The organism is Vibrio hepatarius (assembly GCF_043642085.1).
Taxonomy (GTDB): domain Bacteria; phylum Pseudomonadota; class Gammaproteobacteria; order Enterobacterales; family Vibrionaceae; genus Vibrio; species Vibrio hepatarius_C.
Genome location: NZ_JBHZSA010000019.1, coordinates 23,325 through 29,937 on the forward strand (window position 1 = coordinate 23,325; position 6,613 = coordinate 29,937).

7 protein-coding genes are annotated in these 6,613 nt (G+C 45.2%); 4 read left to right on the forward strand and 3 right to left on the reverse strand.

Going from position 1 to position 6,613, the window contains the following annotated elements; translation table 11 throughout:
• The first annotated feature begins 1 nt into the window (after window position 1).
• Window positions 2-724, forward strand: coding sequence for a two-component system response regulator BtsR (gene btsR / locus ACHUFZ_RS20180; RefSeq protein WP_394128557.1), 723 nt, complete (start codon window positions 2-4; stop codon window positions 722-724).
• A gap of 42 nt (window positions 725-766) precedes the next feature.
• Here btsR and nagZ read toward each other — a convergent pair whose 3' ends face one another.
• Window positions 767-1,753 carry a beta-N-acetylhexosaminidase gene (nagZ, locus tag ACHUFZ_RS20185; protein WP_394128558.1) on the reverse strand — a complete coding sequence of 329 codons (987 nt, stop codon included), beginning with the start codon at window positions 1,751-1,753 and terminating at the stop codon, window positions 767-769.
• Between the two features lie 101 nt (window positions 1,754-1,854).
• On the opposite strand from nagZ, the gene ACHUFZ_RS20190 reads away from it, so the two are divergent.
• Complete coding sequence (locus ACHUFZ_RS20190) at window positions 1,855-2,970, forward strand: anhydro-N-acetylmuramic acid kinase (protein WP_394128559.1); 1,116 nt, start codon at window positions 1,855-1,857, stop codon at window positions 2,968-2,970.
• Window positions 2,971-2,978: 8 nt separating this feature from the next.
• Complete coding sequence (gene murQ, locus ACHUFZ_RS20195; RefSeq protein ID WP_394128560.1) at window positions 2,979-3,905, forward strand: N-acetylmuramic acid 6-phosphate etherase; 927 nt, start codon at window positions 2,979-2,981, stop codon at window positions 3,903-3,905.
• A gap of 46 nt (window positions 3,906-3,951) precedes the next feature.
• Here the strand turns inward: murQ and ACHUFZ_RS20200 are convergent, their stop codons facing one another.
• Both ACHUFZ_RS20200 and ACHUFZ_RS20205 read right to left on the reverse strand, forming a co-directional pair.
• Window positions 3,952-4,293, reverse strand: a complete 342-nt coding sequence (locus ACHUFZ_RS20200; protein WP_394128561.1) for a hypothetical protein — start codon at window positions 4,291-4,293, stop codon at window positions 3,952-3,954.
• A 104-nt stretch (window positions 4,294-4,397) separates the two neighbouring features.
• Complete coding sequence (locus ACHUFZ_RS20205) at window positions 4,398-4,748, reverse strand: DUF2799 domain-containing protein (protein WP_394128562.1); 351 nt, start codon at window positions 4,746-4,748, stop codon at window positions 4,398-4,400.
• Between the two features lie 219 nt (window positions 4,749-4,967).
• Here ACHUFZ_RS20205 and ACHUFZ_RS20210 point away from each other — a divergent pair, with 219 nt between their 5' ends.
• The gene (locus ACHUFZ_RS20210) at window positions 4,968-6,452 is read left to right on the forward strand and encodes a carbon starvation CstA family protein (protein ID WP_394128563.1); all 1,485 of its coding nucleotides are present in this window, start codon (window positions 4,968-4,970) and stop codon (window positions 6,450-6,452) included.
• Window positions 6,453-6,613 lie beyond the last annotated feature (161 nt).

Genomic DNA, 6,613 nt, shown 5'->3' on the forward strand with positions numbered 1-6,613 from the left:
TATGCTCTCTGCTTTAGTCATTGATGACGAATTGTTGGCTCGTGAGGAGTTAACTGAATTACTCGAAGAAACAGGTCATATTGAAGTAATTGATCAAGCCAGCAACGCCATTGAAGGCTTAAAGAAAATCAATCAGCTAAAACCTGACGTGGTGTTTCTCGATATTCAGATGCCACAAATCACTGGGATTGAACTGCTCGGTATGCTCGACCCTGACACCATGCCAAAGGTTGTTTTTGTCACTGCCTACGATGAGTTTGCAATTCAAGCCTTTGAGGACAACGCGTTTGATTACCTGCTCAAGCCCGTCGATACCTGCCGTTTAGATAAAACCATACAGCGATTGCTCAAGTCTCAACTCACTGTCAACAAACAACAAGTTGCGGCGATAGCTCCGCCAAGTTTGGACCAGATTCCTTGTATTGGTCTTAACCGCATCGTCATCATTCCAACTAAAGATGTCGAGTTTGCTTATAGCGATATTAGCGGTGTGCACATTCAAACTCATGATCAAAAGGCTGACTCTCAGTTGACCTTAAAAGTGCTGGAAGAGAAAACTAATTTGGTTCGCTGCCACCGACAGTTTCTGGCTAATATTCAGGCGATCAAAGAAATCAAGTTACTGGAAAATGGTTTGGCTGAAATCATCACGGTGAGCGGGCACCCGCTACCAGTCAGTCGCCGCTACCTTAAAACCTTAAAAGAGATGCTTGGTTTTCACTAACATAGTGCGAAAAAAAAGAGCCTCGATGAGGCTCTTTTTTGATTATGCTTCAATCAATCGCTGCATAGCTTGTGACGCTTGCTTCCAAGCTTCACCGCGCTGTAACTCAGCTAGGGAGAAACTCTGCGTTTTAAGCAGCTTTTCTGCTCCCGGAGTTTCCATAATCGGTAAGTTATCCAATACTTCGACCTGGGCATCACGCTGGTTACATACCAGCACCATATCGCACCCAGCCACCAGCGATTGGTGAGCTCGCTCAGCTGGCCCGCCCATAATCGCCGCGCCTTCCATAGTTAAGTCATCAGAGAAGATGATCCCGTTGAAGCCCAGCTTTTGACGCAGCACTTGCTTAAGCCAGAACTCTGAACCACTTGCAGGCTGATCGTCATAATGTGGGTACACCACATGCGCAGGCATCATTGCGTCTAATATTCCCGCTTCAATTTGAGCTTTAAAGATCGCCATATCTTGCTCAAATATCGTGTCACGATTGTCAAAAGGGGTTTCTAGGTGAGAGTCAGCAACTACGCCACCATGACCAGGAAAATGCTTACCCGTCGTCGCCATGCCAACAGATTTCATCCCTTTCATATATGCAAGGCTATGACGAATGATCGTCTCAACACCATCACCAAATGCGCGACTGCCAATTGCTTTACACTCATGGCCTTTATCCAATACTGGGGCAAAGCTTAGGTCGATATCGTGAGCCACCAGCTCCGCGGCCATTAACCAGCCACCCTGCTCTGCTAGCTGTTCACCATTGGCCTGCTTGGCATATTGCTCTGCGGCAGGAATCAGCGAGAAACCTTCACGAAAGCGCTGAACTCGGCCACCTTCTTGGTCAACACCAATGAGAATTGGACGCTTCGCCGCTTGACGGATAGATTTGTTCAACGCCAACAATTGCTCGCTGTCATGATAGTTACGAGCAAATAGAATCAAGCCACCAACGGTTGGGTGCTGTAATATTTCTTTGTCTTCTGATGTTAGTTCATAGCCTGCAACATCAACCCATAGCGGTCCCATATAAACTCCTAGGCCTTGATTCAATTTGTATAGTTGAGTGAGGTTATTCTGTTTAAATTTGCATTACAATAACTTTCAACCATTTGAATTTAGGATGCTAGATGACCAGTAAACAACTGTATATAGGCGTCATGTCCGGCACTAGCCTTGATGGCGTTGATACCGCACTTGTCGAAATTGAAGATAATCAGTTGCGCCTCATAGCATCACAAGACTACCCAATCCCTGATGAGCTTAAACAGCGCATACTCAATATCTGTATTGGCCAACAAACTCATCTTGTTGAAGTGGGTGAAATTGATCACCAACTCGGCAAACTCTATGCCGAAGCCATAAATAGCTTGCTGAATATCTGTGGCTATACGGCATCACAAATAACCGCTATTGGTAATCATGGCCAGACTGTGTTTCACCAGCCGAACAGTGACAGTCCATTTACGATGCAACTCGGTGATGCCAATATTATTGCCGCTCTAACAGGCATTGATACGGTGGCGGATTTTAGACGTAAGGATATGGCATTAGGTGGCCAAGGTGCGCCTTTAGTCCCTGCATTTCATCAATCTATTTTTCACTCAACGCATTCTAGTGTGGTAGTGCTCAACATCGGTGGTATTGCTAATATTTCGGTACTTAGGCCTAACCTAGCTGTGATTGGTTACGATACTGGCCCTGGCAATATGCTGATGGACTCGTGGTGTATGAAGCATCTCAAACAGCCCTATGATAAGAATGCTCAGTTTGCTCTGCAGGGTAAGGTGGATGATTCACTGCTTGCTGACCTTCTCAGCGAACCATACTTATCCCTGCCTGCACCGAAAAGCACTGGGCGCGAGCTATTTAATCTCACATGGCTAGAAAGCATCTTAGCTAAGCATTCATTACCTCACCACGATGTGCAACGAACTCTATGCGAATTCACCACCATCTCTATTGCGCAAGAAGTGAAGAAGTATCAAATCGGCGATAAGCCCGAACTACTCATCTGTGGCGGTGGAGCACGAAACCCACTTCTTATGGAGCGACTGTCTCAACTGCTCTCAGACTGGACAGTGATGACTACAGACGACAAAGGCATCGACAGTGATAATATGGAAGCGATGGCCTTTGCCTGGCTTGCCTATCGCCGCATACATAACTTACCAAGCAATCTGCCTGAAGTGACAGGAGCCTCTAAATTGGCTTCTCTTGGGGTTATCTACCCCGCAGATAAATAAGGACTCACATGACCAACGATGCACTTATTGCAGCCCTATCTCACCTTGTCTCAGAAGGTCGAAACCCAGAGACCATGGATATCGACTTACTGCCTTCTTTAGAGATAGTGAAGCGAATTAACCAACAAGATCAGCTTGTTCCTTTAGCCGTAGAAAAAGTGTTGCCTGAAATAGCGCAAGCGGTAGATAAAATCACAGCAGCATTTCAACAAGGCGGACGTTTAATTTATATGGGTGCCGGTACCAGTGGACGATTAGGTGTACTGGATGCATCCGAGTGTCCACCCACCTTTGGTGTCTCCGATCAAATGGTGATTGGCTTGATTGCCGGTGGCCCTGAAGCTATTTTGAAAGCAAAAGAAGGCGCTGAAGACTCTGCTGAACTTGGTGTCGACGATCTGAAATCGATCGATTTTAGCGCGAAGGATGTCGTGGTCGGCATCGCGGCAAGTGGACGTACACCTTACGTGATTGGCGCGCTAAACTACGCCAACGATATAGGCGCAACAACCGTCGCCCTATCTTGTAACCCAGACTCTCCAATTGCGGATGTGGCTAAAATAGCCATTAGTCCAGTTGTCGGCCCCGAAGCGCTCACTGGCTCAACTCGACTAAAATCTGGTACTGCGCAAAAGCTGGTGCTCAACATGCTAACAACGGCAAGTATGATTCGTTTAGGTAAGAGCTATCAGAACCTGATGGTGGATGTAAAAGCGACCAACAAAAAGCTGATCGCTCGTGCCTCTCGTATCGTGATGCAAGCGACAGAGTGCGACGAGAGTGAAGCGACCAAAACGCTAGAACAAACCGACTATGATGTGAAACTTGCCATCTTGATCCTGTTAACCGGTATGCCATTAGAGGCAGCCCAACAGCAGCTAGAAAAACAAGATGGCTTCTTACGCAAAGCGGTACAAACCCATCAAAGTACATAATGTTTAAACGGTAATGAACGATAAAGGGAGCAAATTGCTCCCTTTATTAATCTTCATATAACCATTTATCGACGGCTTTGCGCTTCTCTTGCTTTATTTTGTTGTTCGCTTTGCGCTTAAGTTGTTTGGGATCCGTTAGCTTCTTGGCATTGTTAACCTTATGGGTGTACTTACTTGATGCTTGCTTGACCTTTTGTTTAACTTTATCGTCAACATAGGTTCCATCACCAACTTGCTTTAACGAACGCTTAGTTTTATTGATGCGATGGTTAATTTGCTGCTTTTCCGCTTGGTAACTACGATTGGCTTTCACCGCATCTTTAAGCGGGTTACCCGCATTTGCCATTAATGGGGCTAAACAGAGTGCAAGTATCCAATACTTTTTCATTCTAATCTCATGTTACTTTGTGTTTGATTTGCAAAACAAAGTAACAAAGATCCACAATTTGCTCTGTCAGGCTTTTCTAATTATACATCTCAAATTTGAGACAATCAGTTTGCATGGTTAGAGTGTTCGTTCCAGCCACGCTGCCACTCCATTCGGAACTTTTGCGCATTTTCAGTTCCTTCACAAACGCCTTCATAATATTGACCAGATAAGCCGATTTGGTAAGCAAAATCAGGATTGCAGTATTCGCTAACTCCGTCTAAATAGCCTTGGTCATAGTCTGCTTGTTTAACACTGCCCAAACTTGCCAGCTCTTTAAACGAACGTTGTGTGTGACCACTGACTCCATCTTGATAACCAATTTGGTGCCAATCCCCTTGTTCAGCTAACTGCTCAGGACTGCTTGCACAAGCCGTAACGAGTGCCACCATCGCAGCGATAACTATTTTTCTCATTGTTTTTCCTTGTTTTTTTGCTGGTTAAGGTAGGTAAACCTAGCCATCAAACCACTAAACTTAAATAAATGCCACTGAGATTAGAGAAAAACCATTTAGTTTCCCAGCAAACCACTCAATCTGCTATATGACCGTTCACTTGTGAAGCGAATGAAGCTTGGCGTGAGTTTATTTAGTATTCACCGTGAGCTTAATCAATTTCACCAAGGAACAAGTGTTATGTTGTGGTTTCTAACCTGTGTTGCAGCCTTAATCGGTGGCTACTTTATTTACGGTGCTTTCGTTGAGAAGATTTTTGGTATCAACGAACAGCGTCAAACACCTGCCCATACCAAAACGGATGGTGTTGACTACGTACCAATGTCGACGAAAAAAGTTTACCTGGTTCAATTATTGAACATAGCAGGTGTTGGTCCAATCTTTGGCCCTATCATGGGTGCTCTGTATGGCCCAGCGGCAATGCTATGGATTGTGATTGGTTGTATCTTTGCTGGCGCAGTACACGATTACTTCTCTGGCATGCTTTCTGTTCGCAATGGCGGAGCTTCAGTCCCAACGATTACTGGTCGCTACCTAGGTAATGGCGCAAAACATTTTATGAACATTTTTGCCATTGTCCTACTGCTACTCGTCGGCGTTGTGTTTGTTTCCGCTCCAGCGGGTATGATCACTAATCTCATCAATGATCAAACTAACCTAAGCGTAAGCATGACCACAATGGTTATCGCGATTTTTGCTTACTACATCATCGCAACAATTGTTCCTGTTGATAAGATCATCGGCCGCTTCTACCCTCTATTCGGCGCACTATTAATCTTCATGTCTGTTGGCCTAATGACGGCAGTTGCTTTCTCAAGTGAGCACACGGTTATGGGTGACTTCCAAGTCACTGACATGTTCACTAACCTAAACCCGAATGATATGCCGCTATGGCCTGCACTATTCATTACCATTGCTTGTGGCGCTATCTCTGGCTTCCACGCAACACAATCGCCGTTGATGGCTCGTTGTATGGAGAACGAAAAGAATGGTCGCTTCGTCTTCTACGGTGCAATGATTGGTGAAGGTGTTATCGCTCTAATTTGGTGTGCGATTGCTCTGTCTTTCTTCGGCTCACTCGACGCACTGTCTGAAGCAGTGAAGAATGGCGGCCCAGGTAACGTAGTATACAGCGCATCATTTGGCCTACTGGGTGTCTTTGGTGGTGTAATTGCCTTCCTAGGTGTGGTTATTCTACCAATTACTTCAGGTGACACTGCATTCCGTTCAAGCCGTCTAATTTTGGCTGAGTACTTCAACGTTGATCAAAAAGCTCTACGCAATCGCCTGATGATGGCTGTGCCACTGTTTGTAATCGGTGGCATCTTAACTCAGGTAGACTTCGGTATTATTTGGCGCTACTTCGGCTTTGCTAACCAATCAACGGCTGTGATGATGCTATGGACTGCGTCAGCATACCTACTACGCCATAACAAGATGCACTGGATTACCACTATCCCTGCAATGTTTATGACCACTGTGTGTGCGACCTTCATTCTTAACAACAGCACATTAGGCTTTGGTCTACCGATTCAAGTATCAACGATTTCGGGGCTTCTATTTACTCTAGCTGTAACTGCTTACGTAATTAAGCGTTCAAAAGGTAAAGGCGAAACTGACCTAGCTGATGAAGAAAAACCACAAGCAGTAACAGAAACTGCATAAGCTAATCGCACCTCGCTTGCTAACTTTTAAGGCTCCTTCGGGAGCCTTTTCTTTTTCACAGGTAATAAAAAAGCCAGCAATAAATGCTTAATGCCGATCGGTTTAGAGACTTGAATGATCCTCGGGACGTATGATAATCCCCACTAACAAAGTTAGTGGGG

What these genes read in the sequence shown, in the direction of transcription:
- ACHUFZ_RS20210 (WP_394128563.1), top strand. Translation starts at nt 4,968, where the DNA reads ATGTTGTGGTTTCTAACCTGTGTTGCAGCCTTAATCGGTGGCTACTTT.
- murQ (WP_394128560.1), top strand. Translation starts at nt 2,979, where the DNA reads ATGACCAACGATGCACTTATTGCAGCCCTATCTCACCTTGTCTCAGAA.
- nagZ (WP_394128558.1), bottom strand. Translation starts at nt 1,753, where the DNA reads ATGGGACCGCTATGGGTTGATGTTGCAGGCTATGAACTAACATCAGAA.
- ACHUFZ_RS20200 (WP_394128561.1), bottom strand. Translation starts at nt 4,293, where the DNA reads ATGAAAAAGTATTGGATACTTGCACTCTGTTTAGCCCCATTAATGGCA.
- ACHUFZ_RS20205 (WP_394128562.1), bottom strand. Translation starts at nt 4,748, where the DNA reads ATGAGAAAAATAGTTATCGCTGCGATGGTGGCACTCGTTACGGCTTGT.
- ACHUFZ_RS20190 (WP_394128559.1), top strand. Translation starts at nt 1,855, where the DNA reads ATGACCAGTAAACAACTGTATATAGGCGTCATGTCCGGCACTAGCCTT.
- btsR (WP_394128557.1), top strand. Translation starts at nt 2, where the DNA reads ATGCTCTCTGCTTTAGTCATTGATGACGAATTGTTGGCTCGTGAGGAG.